Origin of the sequence: Anabaena sp. CCY 9613, from assembly GCF_963920895.1 — a bacterium.
In the GTDB taxonomy this organism is placed as follows: Bacteria; Cyanobacteriota; Cyanobacteriia; order Cyanobacteriales; family Nostocaceae; genus Cyanocohniella.
The window spans coordinates 50,241-70,026 of sequence record NZ_CAWUDE010000002.1 but is presented as its reverse complement, the minus strand read 5'-3'; the positions used below and the strand labels follow the sequence as shown (position 1 = coordinate 70,026).

The window sequence follows — 19,786 nt, the reverse complement described above, 5'->3', positions numbered from 1 at the left end:
CAAGTATCTCAGTATAAATTTCAATTTTTCTGTATTGTCAATCACAAAATTATCTTATTAGCAAATGATACTTAGTTAAAGCTTAATCACAGTAATTAATTGTCTAACCGTTTTCTGTGGAATTTTACTTACGTCTTGCTTGATTTGTAAAGTTAATAAAAAGACACATCATATTTTTTATGAAGAGCCAAAGACTGATCAATTTAGAACCGAAGATTCAAAAGAAAGCTAAATTTCGGGAACTGATTACAAACTTTGAAATTCTTCATAAACGTAGCCTCTATGTTACCATCTGGATGGTTTTCGACGGAGCATAACTGGCTGTCAAGTATAAACGCCAACGGCCGTAGCGTCTCTAAATTTGGTGGTTGAGGAGATAACAATAGTGCAAAATAGCATGTCAGTGGCAGAACCAAATTCATTTACACAACGCAATCAACCAAAACCGATTCGCATAGGCGTAATCGGGGTGGGTAACATGGGACAACATCACGCTCGCATACTGAGTTCAATGAAAGATGTTGAACTAGTCGGGGTATCAGATATTAATGTTGACCGAGGCTTGGAGACGGCCAGTAAATACAAGGTTCGTTTTTTTGAAGATTATTGTGACTTGCTACCTCATGTGGAAGCAGTTTGTGTTGCTGTGCCTACCCGCTTGCATTATGCAGTTGGTATCAACTGTTTGTTGGCAGGGATTCATGTTTTGATTGAAAAGCCCATTGCTGCCAGCATTTCTGAGGCCGAATCACTAGTAAATGCTGCGGCCGAATCTCAGTGTATTCTGCAAGTAGGTCATATTGAGCGCTTCAATCCAGCTTTTAGGGAACTTAGCAAAGTCCTAAAAACAGAGGAAGTTCTGGCTTTAGAAGCCCATCGAATGAGTCCTTACTCAAATCGAGCCAATGATGTTTCGGTTGTGCTGGACTTAATGATCCACGACATTGACCTGCTATTGGAACTAGCAGCTTCTCCTGTGGTGAAGTTGACAGCTAGTGGTACTCGCTCTTTGGACTCTGGTTATTTGGATTACGTAACTGCTACCTTGGGTTTTGCCAATGGCATTGTTGCTACTCTAACTGCTAGTAAAGTCACGCATCGCAAAATCCGCCGTATTGTCGCTCATTGCAAAAACTCATTTACAGAAGCAGATTTTCTTAAGAACGAAATTTTAATTCACCGCCAAACAAATAACAACTCTCTGAATGATCCTCGACAAGTACTTTACAGGCAAGATGGTGTGATTGAAAAAGTTTACACCACTAATGTTCAGCCTTTAAGTGCAGAATTAGAACATTTTGTTAACTGTGTACACGGTGGAAATCAACCTTCCGTTGGTGGTGAGCAAGCCCTCAAAGCTTTAAGATTGGCAAGTTTAATTGAGCAAATGGCCTTGGAAGATCGGGTTTGGAATCCATTAGAGTGGGAATCTGAACCACAAGTGCAATCATTAACCCCAACAGTTTAAAAGAGGGAGTGGGGATGAGGAAGATCAGGAAAACAGATGTTAGTACAAACCCAATTGCATCTGCCCACTCCCCACTCCCCACTCCCCACTTCAACAAGTGGGGATGATTAATTATTACCAAGACTAAGCTAAATTTATAACGAGACGGGAGATGTAGCTCTTGTACTCAAACAATTTCATGCTCGAATGGATTATTAATACTATTAACTCCTTGGGCTATTGGGGAATTGCTCTATTAATGTTCTTGGAGAATCTCTTTCCACCCATTCCTTCAGAACTAATCATGCCCCTGGCAGGATTCACAGCCAGAACAACACCAGACACACTTAATGTCTTTGGTGTATTTTTTGCAGGACTTTTCGGTTCAATAATGGGGGCGGTTGTCTGGTACTATCCAGGTAAATTTTTGAGTGAACAGCGCTTGAGAACTTTGGCCAATAAGTACGGCAAGTGGCTGACCATATCCTATCAAGATATTACTAAGGCAAAAAATTGGTTCAACTCTCAAGGTAGTAAAGCAGTATTTATTGGGCGTCTGGTGCCGGGAGTGCGAACTTTAATTTCCGTTCCTGCGGGGATCAGCAATATGCATTTGCTACCATTTTTATTTTATACATCTCTGGGTAGCACTGTTTGGGTAGGTTTGCTAACATACTCTGGATACCTATTGGGTAGTCAGTATGAACTTGTGGCAAAGTACCTTGCTCCTGTATCTAAAATCGTGCTGGCAATTCTACTTCTGGCACTTGTTGGCTGGTTACTCAAGCGTCAGCGAAAACGTACCAGAAGCTAAAATACAGACGCTTTTAGTTTGAGGATGGGGGTTACATCTGGTTAAAATTCGCCTACACTATGCCAAATAATGCTGAATTTGTGTTAGCAAAACTTACCGGAGGTTTCGCCTAATCTAAACATTTGGCGTATTTCTAGCTACACTTGACGGAACCTAGAATTTCTGGTATTTCCCTTGTTTGTAAGATAAGCATGATAAATTTTTACAGTTAAGTAAGGACTAGGAGCTTTCATGACAGACCAACCTTCCGCCGCTACTCCAATGAATGCCGCTGCCATACCTCTCAATAGGGTGTCAGCATCTACACCGATTAATACTTCCAGCAATAAGCCCAGTATCGTTTCTAGCAAAACGATTCTCAGCGTTGACTTAGGTAGAACTTCCACTAAAACTTGTGTGAGCCGCGAACCAAATAATGTGGTGTTCGTACCTGCCAACGTCAAGAAAATGTCCATAGAACAAGTTCGGGGTGGAGTTTTTGAAGCCCGTGCTACTGACCCTCTCATGGATTTGTGGTTGGAATACCAAGGCAATGGCTTTGCTGTTGGTCAACTAGCAGCAGACTTTGGGGCCAATTTAGGAGTCGGCCAATCTAAAGTAGAAGATGCACTGATCAAAGTTTTGGCAAGTGCTGGCTACTTCAAACTCAAAGACGATATCTCGGTCGTACTAGGTCTTCCTTTCCTTTCTTTAGAGCAATTTGAAAAAGAAAAGGCGCAGTTGACTAGCCAAGTCAGTGGCCCTCACATGTTGAACTTCCGGGGCGAATCTGTATCCCTGAACATTAATAAAGTTTGGGTGATGCCAGAAGGCTATGGCAGCCTGCTATGGTCGGAAGCGCAACCAAAGACAGGTGCTAGAGTTCCCGATTTCACTAAAATATCTGTGGCAATTGTAGATATCGGACATCAAACCATTGATCTGTTGATGGTAGATAACTTCCGGTTTGCACGAGGTGCTTCTAAGAGTGAAGACTTTGGCATGAACAAGTTCTATGAAATGGTGGCCGCTGAGATCGAGGGAGCTGATAGTCAATCTTTAGCACTGATTTCTGCTGTCAACAAACCCAAAGGTGAACGCTTCTATCGTCCTAAAGGTGCTAGCAAGCCTGCCAACCTTGATGATTTCCTTCCCAACCTCATAGAGATGTTTTCTCGTGATATCTGTGGTCGCGTGCTAGCCTGGTTGCCAGAGCGGGTCACAGATGTGATTATTACTGGTGGTGGTGGTGAATTCTTCTGGGAAGACGTTCAACGTTTACTCAAAGAAGCACAAATTAATGCCCATTTATCCGCACCTTCCCGTCAGGCTAACGCCTTGGGGCAGTATATTTATGGAGAGGCGCAATTATCCGCCGTTCGAGCTGCTAGGGCTTAAAACTGATGTTCCAATGGTCAAAAAAGGTAGTTAAATCGGTCACGTTCAACCCAGAGGTTGCTGATGAAAGTTTGTTAGCAGTTGTAGAAAACCATTTAGAACAACTACCTGACAAAACTTTTAGCGATCTTTGTAAAGAAGCCCTATGGCAATCTTTATGTGTACCGGAAGCTGCAAAACCCAGTCCAAAAACAGCAGTAACAGATTCGGTGGAACAAAAAATCGATGAACTGCGACGTCAAGTGGCTGACCTAGAGGAACGTTTTTTTGCTAAGGAATCTCATCGTTTGGAGGCGATGGAACGCCATATTTTGCAACTGACGCAACAAATGGCGCATCTGGCAATTATGGTCACCGAGCGACCAGTTATTCAGCCTCCAACTCCATCGACACCAACATCAGAAGTAGCCAATCCTACTTATGATGTTCACCCTCCGGAAGAAGTTGATCCCGTCATTAGCCGCCTAAGCCAGTTTCTTGATGACTTCTAAGAAACGATTGGGTTTGTGAGCATTTATTGGCTTCTATTAGCGTTAGAGATCCTTAATAGTGCATACTATTAAGGATTATTAATATTTTAGAAAAAATTAATTAAGTGAATATGCTGTACTGACAGTATAGCAAAGTTACAAATTTTGGCAACTAATTACAGAATTAGCCCATTGCAACTATAGCTTAATATAGTGTAGGAAAATGAAGAAGATGAGAGTGATGAGGAAAAAGATTGTGGTAAAAAATCAACTTCTGCATCCTGATCCCCGGACTTTTTTTCTATGTCCCGTTGGCTGAATGTCAGGAAATGTGAATATTTCTCTTCAAGTATTAAAAAAAACTTATTCACAAAAAAAAATTTATATATATACTTTACGTTAAGAAGTATTAAGAAATACTTATTAAAGAATATTGCAATCACTTGATTTAATTGTTAACGTGTGTATTGGCAGCGGTGTTGGTGAACGCTCTGAGATTTAGGAGAAAAAAACCTATGAGCTATATCCATTCAGCCAATTGTGTGAAGTGTTGATTGTCAATCTGGGAACCAAGGCCTAAATGCCTTGAAGAAAGAATGCAGATTAGTCCAGAAATATTTCGTTGCCACAGGCTTATTTCTCTTGTGATTTCAATAACGATTAATTATTTGTCTTACCTTGTGCAGACAAGCAAGTAGCTTTGATTGTGTCTGTCGGCAATGACTAAGAGTACGGTAAGGCTCATATTTTGGAGGTGAAAACCGATGAATATTCAAGGAAAAGTTGCTTTAATTACCGGGGCTTCCCGTGGTATTGGTAAAGCGATCGCACTGGCGCTAGCGCAGCAAGGGATCAAGCGGTTGATCTTGGTAGCACGCGATCGCCAAAAGTTAACTGAGGTAGCTAACCAAGTCGAGTCCATGGGTGTGGAAACTACAATCTTGCCCATAGATTTAACACAAACAGTCGAGGTTAATATCGCCATTGCCCAATTATGGCGGACTTCTGGGCCAATTCATCTGCTGGTTAATTGTGCAGGTGTGGCATACCAAAACTCATTCTTGCAAACCAAACTGCCGAAAGTTCAAGAAGAACTCTCGGTAAATTTATTTGGCATGTATAACCTCACAAGTCTCATAGCCCGACGTATGGTGAGCCAAAGACAAGGGACAATCGTTAATGTGTCGAGTTTAATGGGGAAAGTTGCTGCACCCACAATGGCGACTTACTCAGCTACCAAGTTTGCCATCATCGGGTTTACCCAAGCCTTGCGACGCGAACTCGCTGAACACAATATCCGGGTGATTGCATTATTGCCTACCCTGACAGATACAGACATGGCGCGGGACTTAAAATTATTTCGCTGGGTGATCCCCATGACACCAGAAACAGTCGCCCAAGTACTCGTGACTGGATTGCAAAAAGATGCACCAGAAATTTTAGTTGGGTGGCAAAGTCATCTAGCCGTGTGGTGTCAACGTTTGGCCCCTTGGTTACTAGAGATGATTTTGCACATCGCCACTCCGCCCAAGGTAAAACCAGCAGAGCCTGAAGAAAAACCCAGTTTATGGACGAGAATTTATCGTCACGATTTTTTCTGGTCAAGAAATATGCTTACTTTTGTTTCAGCCCGTAAATCCTGATTAATTTTTGCTGCGGTCAATCACTTTTACTTTTCAGATAAAAACGGTAATAGCCGATAAAATACAACAGATTGACCGCAATTAGTAGTCCTTTACTCCAACTTGTTTCCGTAGTCGGCAACAGATAAATTGTTGCTCCAAGTACCAGTAAAATTTCTCCTAAAGCTGCAATAGCACCATAATGATTGGAGTCCCAATAAGAAACGGGACTAATGAAACGGTAATTACTCAAGGGAAAAAAGTGTCGATGAGCGTCGTTGTTGTGGACTGGGAAATCTAACACAGAATGTAGCACCATACTGATTAAGCCAACTTTTATTAGATGCCAATTCCAGAAATTGGCAATCAACACCCCCAACAACGCTAACGGCAACGAATGAAACGTACTGACAATACCTTGCCAAAAAGGCTGATAATAAACTTCTGACCAAATCTGTGATGATGACAGACGGTAAACAAACTTCATCAGCAAGTAGAACACAAAGATGGGAACATCAGGTAATACTGCGCCAATAATAATTGCCGGACTTGCCTGATCTCGCAGTTGTTGATGAAAAATTACCAAATTAAGAATTGCATGACTTGGGGTATTCATGGGATCAGTGCAAGATTGATAAAAAACTTATTTTGGAGCAAACAGAAATGTTTTCATTGCCTACCACGCTTCCTTTTTTGCCCGAAATCATAGACGGCTTACCGAATATTTCTGGTTGGGAAACAGAGGTTCTCTCTGTAGTTAACCACGATACACCAGTATTTTTACCCTCAACGAATATCCGGTTAGAAGACGTAAAAGCAGTATTTGCGATCGCCTTACACATGCACCAGCCCACTATACCTGCTGGACATGATGGTAAATTAATCAATAATCTGCAATATATGTTTGAACATCCCCACGAAGGGGATAATCACAACGCCTCGCCTTTTGCCTATTGTTACAGCCGGATGGGGGACTTTATCCCGGAACTCGTCAATCAAGGCTGTAATCCCCGGATTATGCTGGATTACTCAGGTAATCTCTTGTGGGGACTCAGGCAAATGGGACGCGATGATGTTTTAGATAATCTCAAACGCATCACCTGTGATTCCACCTATCACCCTTATGTAGAGTGGCTAGGAACAATGTGGGGTCATGCTGTGATTCCTTCTACTCCCATATCAGATATCAAATTGCATATTTTGGCATGGCAACATCACTTTGCTGCTATTTTTGGTTGGGAAGCATTGGCAAGGGTCAAGGGATTTTCACCCCCAGAAATGCACCTGCCAAATCACCCTGATACTTTATTTGAATTTGTCAAAGCGCTGAAGGAATGTGGCTATCGTTGGCTACTGGTGCAAGAACATTCTGTAGAAACAATTAACGGTCAATCTCTCACCCATAAACATTTACCACACCGTCTCGTTGCTCGTAATTCCCAAGGCGAAACAATTAGTATTACAGCTTTAATTAAAACCCAAGGTTCCGATACTAAATTAGTTGCTCAAATGCAACCTTACTATGAAGCTAAAACTTTAGATAAACAACAAGTAGGTGATGTTTTAATTCCACCCATAGTTAGCCAAATTGGTGATGGCGAAAATGGTGGTGTGATGATGAATGAATTTCCCAGTGCCTTCAAACAAGCTTGGGGCGAAATGGTCAACCAAGGTGGAGGAAAATCTGGTGTTGTTGGGGTGTGTGGTACAGAATATTTAGAATTAATAGCAGCTGCTGGTTGTGATTCCGCAGACTATCCCACATGTCAGCCTGTAGGACAACATCAAATTTGGCATCGGGTTTCACCAGAAAATTGCCAACCTGAGGCTATAGAAACCGCTATTCAAGAATTAAAGCAAATAAACCCTAATTTCCACATGGATGGAGCCTCATGGACGAATCATATTAGTTGGGTAAAAGGATATGAAAATGTGTTATCTCCAATGTATGAGTTCAGCAGTTTGTTTCATCAAAAAATTGATACATTATTGCCAACTAATTCATTTGAGTACCGCAACATTCTTTTACATAACTTTTTGTTGCAAACTAGCTGTTTTCGTTACTGGGGACAAGGGGCTTGGACTGATTATGCACGTAAAATTTATCAAACAGGCGAAAACTTGCTGTCAACAAGCTTGAAATGCTAATCAAAAACATATAGCCAGAGACTTTATAAACCTGATAAACAGACTGCTGATATTTTAGTCCCTGTAGACAAACAAGATTGACTAAAGAAAGATACCCGTCTTTTTAGACAAAACGGGTATCTGGAATACTATATGAATACTCAATTCTTAAACTAAGGGTAATAATATTTCAAATTCAGTACCTACACCAAGCTGTGAACGAAAATTTAATTTACCACCATGTCTGGCTGTAATAATTCGGTAACTCATGGCTAAACTAGTTTCCTTCTCAGTCAATTTTTCGACAGAAAAGGAATCTATAATTTGCTGTTGAAATTCTGGGGAAATCCCCGGCCCATTATCGGCAATACACACGGAAATCCAACGAGAATCTGGTGCATTTGGTGTAATTGCAGCTAGGGAAATTACCGCTGTATTAATTTTGATTTGGGGTTTATGAATAATTTTATGAGTATATTCTTGATTAAACTGTTGCCGTACAGCTTCATTCAGCAAAGCATCTACAGCTTGGCTTAAAATATTCATCAATACTTGATTTAATTGTCCCCTAAAACAAGAGACTGGGGGCAATTTACCATAATTTTTAATTATGGCAATTTCTCCTTTTAATCGGCTTTGAATTAGTAAAACAATACTATCTATACAGGCATGTAAATCTACTGATTTGGGATGAACTTCATCAATGTGGCAAAAATTTTGTAGCCCAGTAACAAGTTTTTTTAATCTTTCTGCACCAGTGCGAATGCTAGTAAGTGCTTTGGATAAATCTGGTTCTAGAAAATCAAATTCTATTTCTTCCTTGATATTTTCAATTTCCTCGGCAGGATGAGGTAAATTTTGCTCGTAAGCAGCTATGAGTTTGAGTAAATCTTGACTATATTGAGAAACGTAAGTTAAATTACCCCAAATAAAACCCACTGGGTCTAAAATTTCGTGTGCTACTCCATCTACCAAACGTCCTAAACGTGCCATTTTATCATTTTGAATCATTTGGGCTTGGCTGCGTTCATAGCGCACTTGAGTTGCTATTCCTTGAATTTGCCAAGCAGCAATATTTAAGTCGTGTACATCTAATAATTTGTAGCTATTAGCTGCTGTTTGCACTACGATTGGCTCTGCCAAAAGTTCAGGCGATCGCCTCAAGGTATGTTGCATAGCTGCTAAAATCGGTGTGGTTTCGGGTAGCACCAAAATAGCTGTCCTGGCATAGCTATACAGTACACCTAAAGATTCTTGAGCAAATAACTCTTTTCCATAAGGGCGAAGCCAAAATTCCAGTAGTCGTCGCCGCGAAATCATCCCAGTAAACTCTTCCTGTTCTAGCAAGATTGCGCCTGGTAGTAGTGGATATTTGTCCAAATAATGAGCAACTTTTGGAGCCGTACAATTAATCTCCACCTGAAAGTTGTACATTGGCAATTCTTGGATTGTTGACTCCAATCCTAGATCGCGATCGCTACCAGCAGAAAACACTGGTGGTAATATTAGGGAACTAAATTCTTGTGGCACTGGATACCCTGATATTTACAAATACTGGCAAGCAATAAGCTCGTAATTTATTCTCATTTACTTAATTTTTCCCCCTTGGACTTGCAGTTTGGAAATTTTTATAGTAGAAAATCAACACAAAGGTCATATACGATTTTGCCAGAAACCACCAAAGCCACAGTTGTTAGCAACTAATAGCGATCCCCAAATGTTTAAAGACTGTGAACCTTGTATGAAAATCTCTAGAAGATAACATCCTCACTAGCTAGTTAACAGCAAGTATAAACATTCAGTAATCAAACGTCATGCAGCTAGATACTTAATTCCCCAAACCTAGGAACAATTTCGGAAATATTACAATCTTAGGGATAGTCATCGTCAGTAAATGTACATAATTAAAAATAACAATCTACAACCCACCTCCGCCGACAAGAGTGACAGCGTAACTAGAAACAAAAGACAGACTTGTGGTTTCCATCAGATTAAGATACCCTTAGGTGCTTTTGATCCCCATTCCGATAGAATGACTAGGCATAACCTAAAAACTTCAAACCGCTTTTGACTGCGACACCCATGAATCAACTGAACAATGGTTTCACTATTTTTCTGAGTTTGCTAGTCGAGGCGATGCCGTTTTTGCTGTTTGGGGTCTTATTCTCCAGTGTGCTGCTGATTTTTATTGATGAGCGCCAATTAGTAGCAAAAATGCCCACAAACCCACTACTGGGTGCTTTAGCAGGCAGTATGATTGGCTTTTTATTTCCGGTGTGTGAGTGCGGTAATGTCCCGGTAGCGCGACGGTTGCTGATGCAGGGAGTACCCACACCCGTGGCTATCGGTTTTTTGCTAGCAGCACCCACAATTAACCCTATTGTGATTTGGGCAACATGGATAGCCTTTAGAGACCAGCCAGAAATAGTAGTTCTACGCGTCGTATTTTCCCTAGTAATTGCCGTAATTATCGGTGTTGTTTTCAGTTTTCAAAAAGACGTAAATCCGATTGTGCAGCCAGCGATCGCCCGTTATCTCAAATTCAACCCACCAGCCAAGCCAGAAACTAAACGCCGTGGCCGACGATATGCCGCACAACCAGAAGCAGCAGTCCCCAACGGGTTAAAATCAGGAACTTATATCTTAGGAGGAAAGCCAGGATTACCCCTACGCTTAGATCCTAGTTCATTACAGGCGGATACCTTAACTGCCGCCCCCAGTAAATCTGTTGCTGATAAACTACGCCTGGTACTGGATAACGTGGTTCAGGAATTGCGGGAATTAGGCGGAGTCATGATTTTAGGAAGTGCGATCGCTGCGGCTGTGCAGGTATTTGCTCCCCGTGATTTAATCCTGAGTTTAGGTGCAGGACATGTAAGTTCAATTGTGGTCATGCTGATATTAGCCGCAGTTGTATCCGTTTGTTCCACCGTTGATTCATTCTTTGCCCTATCTTTTGCCTCAGCTTTTAGTAGTGGTTCTTTATTGGCCTTTCTAGTATTTGGCCCGATGGTTGACATCAAAAGCGTGGGATTGATGTTATCCGTGTTTAATCCCAAGACAATATTTTACTTATTTGCCTTAGCAGCGCAATTAACCTTTTTGTTTTCCCTGTTCATGAACTTGTATGTGCTTTGATTTTGGGAATAGTGACTGGGGAACTCGGGGCCCCTTCTAGGGTAATGGGGAGAAATTTAGGGAGCATCCCAATAGCCAATGACCAATGACTAAATAACCAATGACTTCAATTCCAAATCCCAAACCTAAAATTTTAAATTTATTATTCCCCTGGCTGGATGCGTTAGCAATTACAACTTGGGGCATTTTGATGTTGCAATACTGGCTAACTGGCAAGTTGTATTTGTTGATTCATCCCAATTTCTTTGGGTTAGTGATTTTCTGTGGTATTGCCTTGCTAATGATTGGCTTGTTGAAGATGCGGGAAGTTTGGCAACAACGTCGCCGTGCTATTACAGCAAACCTTCAGCATCTCAATTTATTTCCTCCAGGCTGGGGTAGTGCCTTATTATTGGCAGTGGCAATTTTAGGTTTAATGGTTACACCCAGAGTTTTTGCTAGCGACACTGCTCTACAACTAGGAGTGACCGATTTACTATCAAGTGGACGGGTTCAACCCCAATCCTTTCGGCCTTCCATTCGCCCAGAAGAGCGATCGCTTGTAGACTGGGCCCGTACACTCAACGTTTATCCAGAACCAGATTCATATATAGGTCAAAAAGCTAAAGTTCAGGGATTTGTCATTCACCCACCAGACATAGGAGAAGAATATATATTCTTAGCGCGATTTGTGCTTACTTGCTGTGCAGCAGATGCTTATCCTGTAGGATTACCCGTTAAACTAACAGAAAATCAAAAACGTTATCCTCCTGATACTTGGCTAGAAGTGGAAGGGGAAATGACCACAGAAACTTTAGCAGGTAAACGCAACCTAACCATTGCGGCTAATTCGATTAAAGAAATTCCTCAACCTCGGAATCCTTATAGTTATTAGTTAACAAGTAACTATTAACTAACAACAAATAACAGATACCCGATAACTGAAAAATGACTACATCCAAGGCATTTATCCAACCACTAGATCGCGTGGCGATCGCACTGATGCTGCTACTGAGTCTGCTGATTGGATTCATCATATTGCAAGGTGATGTAGTGGCAGCTCGTGTCCGAGAATTTAGCTGGCAAAATCAACAAATTGGCGCCGAAGATGTTTCCTTCACCCTCAACTTTAGTCGCCCAATGGATGTCAAAAGTGTTGAGGAGAACTTGAAAATTGAGCCACCCCTAGCAGGTAAAATTAGTTGGGCAGGACGGCGGATGGTTTATACACTGCTCACACCAGCACCCTATGGCACGAATTACGAAGTCCAATTGCAAAACGCCAGAGATCGGTTTGCCGAAAAAGAAGGTAAAAATCGGATAATACAGCCATTTACAGGTAACTTCCACACCCGCGATCGCGTCATTATGTACGTAGGTGCCGATGCCGAAAACCGTGGACAGTTAGTTCTCTACAACCTCACAGAAGAAAACAAAAAGGTCATCACCCCCAAAGACCTGATTGTCATGGACTTTAAACCATTTCCTAATGGGGAAAAAATTTTATTTTCGGCTCGTACTTCTAATAATCAAGATTTACTATCGGCGCAGTTATATACAGTGACAACAGGTATTGCCGCCCAACCCGAAACACCAGCCGAACCAGCAGGTAAAATTGACTTAATTTTAGATAACAAAAACTATCAAAACCTCAAATTTGATTTATCGCCAGATGGGGAAACAATTGTAGTTCAGCGAGGGAATAGAAAAAATCCCGGCGATTTTGGCTTATGGTTTATGCCCACCACTAGCAACAATTCTCGAGAAAGACCTACCCCGCAACAGCTAAAAAGCCAACCAGGGGGAGACTTCATGATTACCCCTGATAGTAAAGCCGTAGCAGTAGCCCAAGGTCAAGGAGCTGCCATCCTCCCACTACAAAAGGATGCTGACGAACCTCTAGATTTTCTCCCGCAATTTGGACTAGTGCAGGCTTTCTCTAAAGATGGCTCCCAAGCCGCAATGGTGAAATTTAATACAGATTACACCAGAGATTTATTTTTGGTGACCAACCAAGGCGTTCAGAAACCCCTATTAAAAACCACAGGCTCAATTCTCAACTGTCAATTTGATCCGGCTTCACCAACACTGTATTGCTTACTGACACAGCTCATCCCCACAGAAGAATATGTAGAACAGCCCTATTTAGTAGCAATAGATGTCAACACTGGAGAACAAAAACCACTGCTGTTACTACCAATTGACCAGCGAAATGTGCAAATGAGTTTAGCACCAGATGGTTTGGGTTTGTTATTTGACCAAGTGGTACCACAAACAAATCCCGATATACCCTTAACTACAGACCAATTAAAAACCGAAGATGGAGAGGCGATCGCCACTAGTAGCTTATGGTTAATGCCTTTATTACCCATCACCGATGACACCTCCAGCGCCATCAAACCAGAAAAACTGCCGTTAGTTGGTTTCCATCCCCGTTGGTTACCTTGACAACAGGGTGTAGAGAAAATACATTTTCCTGATTAACTGAATTAAATATTAACTATCTGGAAAAGTCTAGGATTTGCTAAATTAGATACATTGCTATTATTGCTTTAGCATGTGAATTTATCTCAGGAAGCTACTACCAACTAACTGTTTAACAAAGCCGAGCCAGATAAAAAACTTTCTTGGCATCTGTAGAAAAATCCGTACATTGGTAGCATTTGAACTATAACCCCCCATTATTCCTCAGGTTGACGGCGGATAAGCTCATAATGTTATAACGGCATCAGGCCTCAATCAAAAAAGAGGAGAATTAAGCTGATGATTGACTACCTCATGCAGGGAGAGAGTTTAACTTGGCTTATAGAATAAACCCTGATCTGACGCAATTGATAAGTATTACTAACCTAGCACTGCTGAACATTCTAAGTGGGTGGGTCAAGAGTGATGAATGAATCTGACACCTCAAACAACCGGGCTGTAATGGAATCCCTAAATTCTGATAATTCGCTACAACCGGAGCAGCCTAGCTGTCCCTTTTACTCAGTTGTGCCTCCTGACAACATGGTAAACAATCAATTGCCACTCCTCCAGCTGGCAGCAGAGCAATCACCAGATACACAAAATTCTCATTCGCCAAAAGATACGACTCAGCAGGATTGGGTTGTGGAACCTAATAAAGAACAACAAATACTTATTGATACTGAATTTCAGAAATTACTGACATTAAACGAAGAATTGCGTGCTGCGAATAATGAGTTGTATGAGCAGGTAGAACATCTCAAAGACAACCTAGCCGAATCGGAAAAAGCCTTGCAGTGGCAGAAACGGCGCTCTAGTGTTGCTGAATCTATGCTCAACCAACAAACGCAAGAACTGGCCGCAGCCCAAGCCCAAATTAAATCCCTCTTTCAAGAATTAGAAACGGCTGTACAAACCGTTCAACGCCAAGAGAACTTTATTGAGACTTATAAAACACAACTTCAAATTAGTCAACAGCGTCTTGCCCAATTAGAGCGAGAATGCGCGCTACTGCAAACTAACTATAACGAACAGTCTCAGCAGGCATTGCAATCAGAAAATACTTGTCGCGAACTCCGTAGTAGGTTAATGCGACAACAACGCCAGACCTTACAATTCAAAGCGGCTTTGGAAAAATGCCTAGAAACTCCCGCTCCCGGTGACTCTTCAGACGAAACAGCATCTAATTCTCAGGGAACAACCAACCACCAAACAAGATTTTCCAGAAAAGCGCGGTCTTTGTTTCCTAACGTGCAGCCCATTAGACCTTGGTCAGCCGAACCAGAATCTTTCATTGATAAAATCGATTATCCTGGGAGTGAATCTGCAAAATCCCCTTCATATACCAGTCATAATCCTCCTCCTACTAATCCATCATCTCCTTGGAACTGGCCAGTTAAGGAAGATACACACCAGCCCCCACCATCGGCGACTGCTTCCGAAATTGATGATTTTTTCACAAAACCAGAAATTCCTTCATCTGCTGGTTCATCAAACTTAGATCAGCAAATTGATAGTCTCATTCAAATGTTTTTCACTCCCCCATCTGTACCTGCATCGCCATCACCAACTCCCGAAAATGCAGACAGCAATCAAACTGACGAGCCTGTATGGGAGACTTGGGCGACAACCCTAGAAGATGATGAGCCATCTCAAACATTAGCTCAAGAAATGAATTCTGCGGCTGTAGAGGCAGAAGAAACACCTTTAGCAGAAAATAATTCACAAACTTCCTTGCATTCAGCGGTGAACGAGTCAAATTCTCATAGCTGGGATGACGACAGCTTATGTAGTGACGCCATAGATATAAACCCAGAAAACTATTTGTCAGAAATTTCACAATTGTCTGAAGTGGAATTCTCGTCTACTGATTTGTCCCAACAATTAGCTAACGACTACGCCAACGATAATCAATCACCCTCACCCGTAGTTTATCCTCAGCGTCCACCCAAGGGACGTAAGTCGTTGTCTTCGGTAGAACTGCCGAATTTTCGACCTAATAATCAGTAGAGGCTAGAGGCTAAATAAAAATTTACCTAGTCCCTAGTCTCTAGTCCCCAATTAATTGAGAATTCTCGCCTCAGATTTTTGCATAATGGTGTCTGAGTTAATTTGTGCTAAGGGATTTTGCGATCGCGGCTTACCTGTGGTGATAGCGTAGCTAATAACTAATAATCTTAACCACAATGCTGGATAGCGGTTTTCTAACCAAGGTTTGCTCCGCAGCAGGAAGCGGGGAAACCATCTACTCAGTAAAGTACTGACTAAGGAGTGAAAACCGAAATTGAAATAATTACCTAGCCATCTGACTAGATCCTTAAACCCAGCTAGTTCCCAAATCCATAACAGTAAAGCCGGATTTTTGCGCGCTGCTTTGAGGGCGAGGCGGTTAAAGGTAAACCAATCACATCTATCTTTAATAAAGTTATCTGCTACATGTGGGGGTTCGTCTGCTAATAGTCCAAAGAAGGTATTGAGCATGGAATTAATCCTTTGGGGAGGTAAAAATTTCCCAGTGGGTACCATCATTCCTTTGGAAAATAGCCATGTCACAGAGACGTTGCTTTGGTAGGCGCGAATGCGATTCAAATTGCGGAAACTCAGCAAATCATGTTTGAGAGCAGTATCTAAAAGTATTGTCAACCGTTCTAAGTTACGCACCAGAGAACCAAAACCAGTGAAGACAAGGGGCGACTGAAGAGATGCAGCATCACCGATGGCAATTAATCTATCAAAGGCCACCGTGCGATCGCTACTTCCCACACTAAAATGTCCCGGTATATAACCAAATGTAGGCTTTTTCCAAATTAATTTATCTAAATCACAGCGGCGATACTCTGGCAAAATCGTGAAAAAATCCTCGTACATTTCCAGTAAGGAACCGGGATTTTTGGCATTGACTTCGTGGTAATGAAATAAATAAATTGTCAGTTCTTGGTCTGCTGCGGGGAACAATTCCCAAATCAATTGTCGGCCCCGGGAAATATCGCCATGACTATAGAGAACATCTCCATATTGGGAATCCCAAACTCCTGGCTCAAATCCCCCTTCAACCACTGCACCTACTGTGGGACACACACTATCAAAGGCTCGACCACCATTTAATTGCCAAGCTATGGGGGAAGCTGTTCCCATTGCATCTACCAATAGTCGCCCACTAACTTGCTGCTCATTTTGACTAGGTAAATGCTTGACTTTAATTACAACTTGTGATTTATCTATATCAGCACGGATAAATTCTGTTTCATCCCAAATTTCACCACCAGCATCTCGGAGCTTTTGCCCACACATTTTCAGCCATTTATCAGAGTCTAAAGCTATATTCAACACCGTGGGTGTGTGTAGAATAGGCGATCGCAGTTTAGGGGGATTATTGCCATCAAAAAATTTGTTGAATCCATCTTTGTACTCTCGGACAATGACAGTTTCCAACTCGGCGGATGTCACCAAACCCAAATTAACTAAGCTTTGAAGTTCATCACGAGAAATATTCCATTCTCGATTCATCCGTCCAAAGGGCAGACGTTCAATCAGCAGTACTTTATAGCCTCTTTGAGCCATGACTGCCGCATGAATTACCCCTAATGCGCCGCCGATATAAATCAGGTCGTAGGTGGGGGATGTAGGCGCTGCGGTGGCTTCCCGTAAGGTAGGAGATGGTTGACTGTGTGAGAAAACTACCTGTCGGGGTTGCTGAGGATGACGCACACCTTCGCGCCATCTTTGTTCCCACCAGTAAGCACGCTGGAGGTCATATTCCCCCTTGGGCATTTTTTGGAAGTATTTGACAGTTAAGGGGTAATAAGGGGCTAGTGCCTCAAAAATAGATTGCTGAGAATCAATAGCTGGAGGTTCAGGATAGTTATGGGGAAACTGCTTTCTGATTTCAGTCCTCAGGTGTTGCAGGATTTGCCCTTCTGAGGGGAAAGGTTTTTCTGACCAGCGAAATGCTTTTATGTAGGTCGTTCGCTGCACTGACCAGACAAATACAGAAAGTTCACTAGGTAATTTTTCGGTAATTGCTGCGTCAGCATTTGTAGTTTCATTGGGTATTTTCAGGCGAAAGCCATCTGGGGTCAGTAATTTTTCCCCGATTCCTGGTTCAAAATCAGTTTGTAGCCAACTTAGTACAGCCGCCGTATCTGGAGTTGGAACTTCTAAATAGAGTATTTCTTTCATCATGTTTTGCTGACAAATCCAATAAATTTATTCACTAAGACAGATTTTAGAAAGTCATGAAGTACGCTAAACTCCGCCCTATTAGTTCAATAAAGATTGAGTAAAGAATTTTTAATAGTTTGTCAAAGTTTATTGTTCATTTTGAATTTTTTTAACACCACGACATGAATTATCCCATCCCAGACAGTCCCCAAGAAATTTTTGCCCTACAACAAAAGCCAGTTGATGAAGAAATAGTCGCCGCGGCGATCGCCGGAGTGATAAAACTAGTACGTTCACAGGGACAATCTTTAGAAGAATTAACTGCTCAAGTGCTAGCGGATGACCCTGTGTTAGACCAGCAACAACGGCGTTGGCTGAGTCAATTACTGACTCAATCATGGGAAGAGTTTTCTTGAGGGGCTAGGGAGCAGGGAGCAGGGAGCAGGGGGAAAGACTTTCGGTGATTACCAACATCTTTGTTTTTTATTCCCCTCATCTTCCCTCTCTCTCCCATTCCCCAGTTCCCCCAGATCTATCTCGAACTCTCCACGGCTACCGCTGCTTGAGCATGTAATAACAACCCATATTCCAAGCCTTCTACCACTGCTTGATAAGAAGCTGCCAAGATGTTGGAGGAGACTCCCACAGTTGTCCAACGTTGAGAACCATTTCCTGATTCCACTAGTACGCGGGTTTTGGCTGCTGTACCTGCATGTCCGTCGAGAATCCGCACTTTGTAATCTGTTAACTCAAAGGTGGCAATTTGCGGGTAAAAGTTGACTAAAGCTTTGCGTAAGGCTGCATCTAAAGCGGCGACTGGGCCGTTTCCTTCTGCTGCTTCTAAAATATTTTTGCCACTCACCCCTACTTTCACAGTGGCTAAGGCATTATTTGTTTCTTTACCTTCCACTAAATCACAATGTACTTGGAAGCCTTTAACTTCAAAAAACTGCTGACGACCACCTAAAGCCTCGTACATTAACAGGGCAAAACTGGCCTCTGCTGCCTCAAATTGATATCCTTCACTTTCTAATTCTTTGAGGCGGTGCAAAATCTGTCTAGCGGCTGGTGTCTGTTTATCTAGTTCTATACCAAAAGTACGAGCTTTAGCTAACACATTACTTAGTCCAGATTGTTCGGAAATGACAATGCGGCGACGGTTACCGACTTGTTCTGGTTGAATGTGTTCGTATGTCAGGGGATTCCGTTCTACGGCTGAGACGTGGATACCACCTTTATGAGCAAAAGCCGAACGTCCTACAAAGGGTGCATGTTCATCAGGGGCCAGATTTACCACCTCACTCACGAAACGACTAGCTTCTGTAAGTTGATTTAGCTGGTGTTCTGTGATACAACTGTAACCAAGTTTAAGTTGTAAATTGGGAACTAATGAACAAAGGTTAGCATTACCACAACGTTCACCATAGCCATTAATTGTCCCTTGTACCATTTTTGCCCCTGCCATGACCGCAGCTAAAGCATTAGCCACAGCGGTATCAGAATCATTATGAGTGTGAATACCAATTTGGGGAATTTGTTGTTGGCCATTGACTAATGACACATGACTAATGACCGATTCCACGACTTGACTAACTTCATGGGGTAAAGTACCACCATTTGTATCACAGAGGACTAGCCATTCAGCACCAGATGCCATCGCCGCGTCTAATGTCTGTAAAGCATAATCCGGATTGTGCTTGTAGCCATCAAACCAGTGTTCAGCATCGTAAATTACCCGCCGTCCTTGAGAACGCAAATACTCAACAGTATCACGGATCATTGCCAGATTTTCTGCTAGAGTCGTCTTCAGACCTTCTGTAACATGTAAATCCCAAGATTTGCCAAAAACTGTCACCCAGCGAGTACCCGCAGTCAAAATAGCCTGTAGCATCGGCTCATCTGCGGCATGAGTGTTGGGGCGACGAGTTGAACAAAATGTCACAATTTCTGCTTGTTTGAGCGGATCTTCTTGCAGTTGCCAGAAGAACTGAACATCCTTAGGATTGGCACCAGGCCAACCACCTTCGATGAAGGGAATCCCTAGTTGGTCAAGTCTACGGGCAATGCGTAACTTATCTTCTATAGAAACTGATAGCCCCTCGCGCTGAGTGCCATCCCGTAGCGTGGTGTCATAAAGCCAAAGTTGAGGTGAAGGGTGTGTGGTCATAAGACTAAGACTTGTGAGACA

The 19,786-nt window shown here is 42.2% G+C and carries 15 protein-coding genes; 11 read left to right on the top strand and 4 right to left on the bottom strand.

Annotated elements, in window-relative coordinates:
* Positions 1-385: 385 nt before the first annotated feature.
* The 5 genes from ACM0OT_RS02160 (at position 386) to ACM0OT_RS02140 (ending at position 5,751) form a co-directional block, all read left to right on the top strand.
* Complete coding sequence (locus tag ACM0OT_RS02160) at positions 386-1,468, top strand: Gfo/Idh/MocA family oxidoreductase (RefSeq protein ID WP_414562342.1); 1,083 nt, start codon at positions 386-388, stop codon at positions 1,466-1,468.
* Between the two features lie 178 nt (positions 1,469-1,646).
* Positions 1,647-2,261, top strand: a complete 615-nt coding sequence (locus ACM0OT_RS02155; protein WP_414562340.1) for a DedA family protein — start codon at positions 1,647-1,649, stop codon at positions 2,259-2,261.
* A gap of 231 nt (positions 2,262-2,492) precedes the next feature.
* Positions 2,493-3,638, top strand: coding sequence for a ParM/StbA family protein (locus ACM0OT_RS02150; RefSeq protein ID WP_414562339.1), 1,146 nt, complete (start codon positions 2,493-2,495; stop codon positions 3,636-3,638).
* Between the two features lie 5 nt (positions 3,639-3,643).
* A complete protein-coding gene (locus tag ACM0OT_RS02145; protein ID WP_414544200.1) occupies positions 3,644-4,129 on the top strand; it encodes a plasmid segregation centromere-binding protein ParR in 486 nt (161 codons plus the stop codon).
* A gap of 743 nt (positions 4,130-4,872) precedes the next feature.
* A complete protein-coding gene (locus tag ACM0OT_RS02140; RefSeq protein ID WP_414562337.1) occupies positions 4,873-5,751 on the top strand; it encodes an SDR family NAD(P)-dependent oxidoreductase in 879 nt (292 codons plus the stop codon).
* Positions 5,752-5,767: 16 nt separating this feature from the next.
* Here ACM0OT_RS02140 and ACM0OT_RS02135 read toward each other — a convergent pair whose 3' ends face one another.
* Positions 5,768-6,346, bottom strand: a complete 579-nt coding sequence (locus ACM0OT_RS02135; RefSeq protein ID WP_414562336.1) for a hypothetical protein — start codon at positions 6,344-6,346, stop codon at positions 5,768-5,770.
* 47 nt (positions 6,347-6,393) lie between these two features.
* On the opposite strand from ACM0OT_RS02135, the gene ACM0OT_RS02130 reads away from it, so the two are divergent.
* The gene (locus tag ACM0OT_RS02130; protein WP_414562334.1) at positions 6,394-7,878 is read left to right on the top strand and encodes a glycosyl hydrolase family 57; all 1,485 of its coding nucleotides are present in this window, start codon (positions 6,394-6,396) and stop codon (positions 7,876-7,878) included.
* Positions 7,879-8,025: 147 nt separating this feature from the next.
* On the opposite strand, the gene ACM0OT_RS02125 is transcribed toward ACM0OT_RS02130, so the two are convergent.
* Entirely contained in the window at positions 8,026-9,387 is a 1,362-nt protein-coding gene (locus ACM0OT_RS02125) for a sensor histidine kinase (RefSeq protein ID WP_414562332.1), read from the bottom strand.
* 552 nt (positions 9,388-9,939) lie between these two features.
* On the opposite strand from ACM0OT_RS02125, the gene ACM0OT_RS02120 reads away from it, so the two are divergent.
* From ACM0OT_RS02120 to ACM0OT_RS02105, 4 genes are all read left to right on the top strand, one after another.
* Positions 9,940-10,995: a permease gene (locus ACM0OT_RS02120; protein ID WP_414562330.1), complete on the top strand. Its 1,056-nt coding sequence runs from the start codon at positions 9,940-9,942 to the stop codon at positions 10,993-10,995.
* A 100-nt stretch (positions 10,996-11,095) separates the two neighbouring features.
* A complete protein-coding gene (locus ACM0OT_RS02115; RefSeq protein ID WP_414562327.1) occupies positions 11,096-11,869 on the top strand; it encodes a TIGR03943 family putative permease subunit in 774 nt (257 codons plus the stop codon).
* 53 nt (positions 11,870-11,922) lie between these two features.
* Positions 11,923-13,422 (top strand): Ig-like domain-containing protein, encoded by a 1,500-nt coding sequence (locus tag ACM0OT_RS02110; RefSeq protein ID WP_414562325.1) that lies wholly within the window; start codon positions 11,923-11,925, stop codon positions 13,420-13,422.
* A gap of 441 nt (positions 13,423-13,863) precedes the next feature.
* Positions 13,864-15,447 (top strand): hypothetical protein, encoded by a 1,584-nt coding sequence (locus ACM0OT_RS02105; RefSeq protein ID WP_414562323.1) that lies wholly within the window; start codon positions 13,864-13,866, stop codon positions 15,445-15,447.
* Between the two features lie 51 nt (positions 15,448-15,498).
* On the opposite strand, the gene ACM0OT_RS02100 is transcribed toward ACM0OT_RS02105, so the two are convergent.
* Positions 15,499-17,616 carry an NAD(P)/FAD-dependent oxidoreductase gene (locus ACM0OT_RS02100; RefSeq protein WP_414562841.1) on the bottom strand — a complete coding sequence of 706 codons (2,118 nt, stop codon included), beginning with the start codon at positions 17,614-17,616 and terminating at the stop codon, positions 15,499-15,501.
* 164 nt (positions 17,617-17,780) lie between these two features.
* Between ACM0OT_RS02100 and ACM0OT_RS02095 the strand changes: the two genes are divergently transcribed.
* A complete protein-coding gene (locus tag ACM0OT_RS02095) occupies positions 17,781-18,014 on the top strand; it encodes a hypothetical protein (RefSeq protein ID WP_414544211.1) in 234 nt (77 codons plus the stop codon).
* Between the two features lie 116 nt (positions 18,015-18,130).
* On the opposite strand, the gene cimA is transcribed toward ACM0OT_RS02095, so the two are convergent.
* Positions 18,131-19,765 carry a citramalate synthase gene (gene cimA, locus ACM0OT_RS02090; RefSeq protein WP_414562321.1) on the bottom strand — a complete coding sequence of 545 codons (1,635 nt, stop codon included), beginning with the start codon at positions 19,763-19,765 and terminating at the stop codon, positions 18,131-18,133.
* Positions 19,766-19,786 lie beyond the last annotated feature (21 nt).

Excerpts from the sequence above, each read along its gene's own strand:
- ACM0OT_RS02110 (WP_414562325.1), top strand. The coding sequence starts at position 11,923 with ATGACTACATCCAAGGCATTTATCCAACCACTAGATCGCGTGGCGATC.
- ACM0OT_RS02120 (WP_414562330.1), top strand. The coding sequence starts at position 9,940 with ATGAATCAACTGAACAATGGTTTCACTATTTTTCTGAGTTTGCTAGTC.
- ACM0OT_RS02130 (WP_414562334.1), top strand. The coding sequence starts at position 6,394 with ATGTTTTCATTGCCTACCACGCTTCCTTTTTTGCCCGAAATCATAGAC.
- ACM0OT_RS02145 (WP_414544200.1), top strand. The coding sequence starts at position 3,644 with ATGTTCCAATGGTCAAAAAAGGTAGTTAAATCGGTCACGTTCAACCCA.
- ACM0OT_RS02115 (WP_414562327.1), top strand. The coding sequence starts at position 11,096 with ATGACTTCAATTCCAAATCCCAAACCTAAAATTTTAAATTTATTATTC.
- ACM0OT_RS02105 (WP_414562323.1), top strand. The coding sequence starts at position 13,864 with ATGAATGAATCTGACACCTCAAACAACCGGGCTGTAATGGAATCCCTA.
- ACM0OT_RS02135 (WP_414562336.1), bottom strand. The coding sequence starts at position 6,346 with ATGAATACCCCAAGTCATGCAATTCTTAATTTGGTAATTTTTCATCAA.
- cimA (WP_414562321.1), bottom strand. The coding sequence starts at position 19,765 with ATGACCACACACCCTTCACCTCAACTTTGGCTTTATGACACCACGCTA.
- ACM0OT_RS02155 (WP_414562340.1), top strand. The coding sequence starts at position 1,647 with ATGCTCGAATGGATTATTAATACTATTAACTCCTTGGGCTATTGGGGA.
- ACM0OT_RS02150 (WP_414562339.1), top strand. The coding sequence starts at position 2,493 with ATGACAGACCAACCTTCCGCCGCTACTCCAATGAATGCCGCTGCCATA.
- ACM0OT_RS02095 (WP_414544211.1), top strand. The coding sequence starts at position 17,781 with ATGAATTATCCCATCCCAGACAGTCCCCAAGAAATTTTTGCCCTACAA.
- ACM0OT_RS02140 (WP_414562337.1), top strand. The coding sequence starts at position 4,873 with ATGAATATTCAAGGAAAAGTTGCTTTAATTACCGGGGCTTCCCGTGGT.
- ACM0OT_RS02100 (WP_414562841.1), bottom strand. The coding sequence starts at position 17,616 with ATGAAAGAAATACTCTATTTAGAAGTTCCAACTCCAGATACGGCGGCT.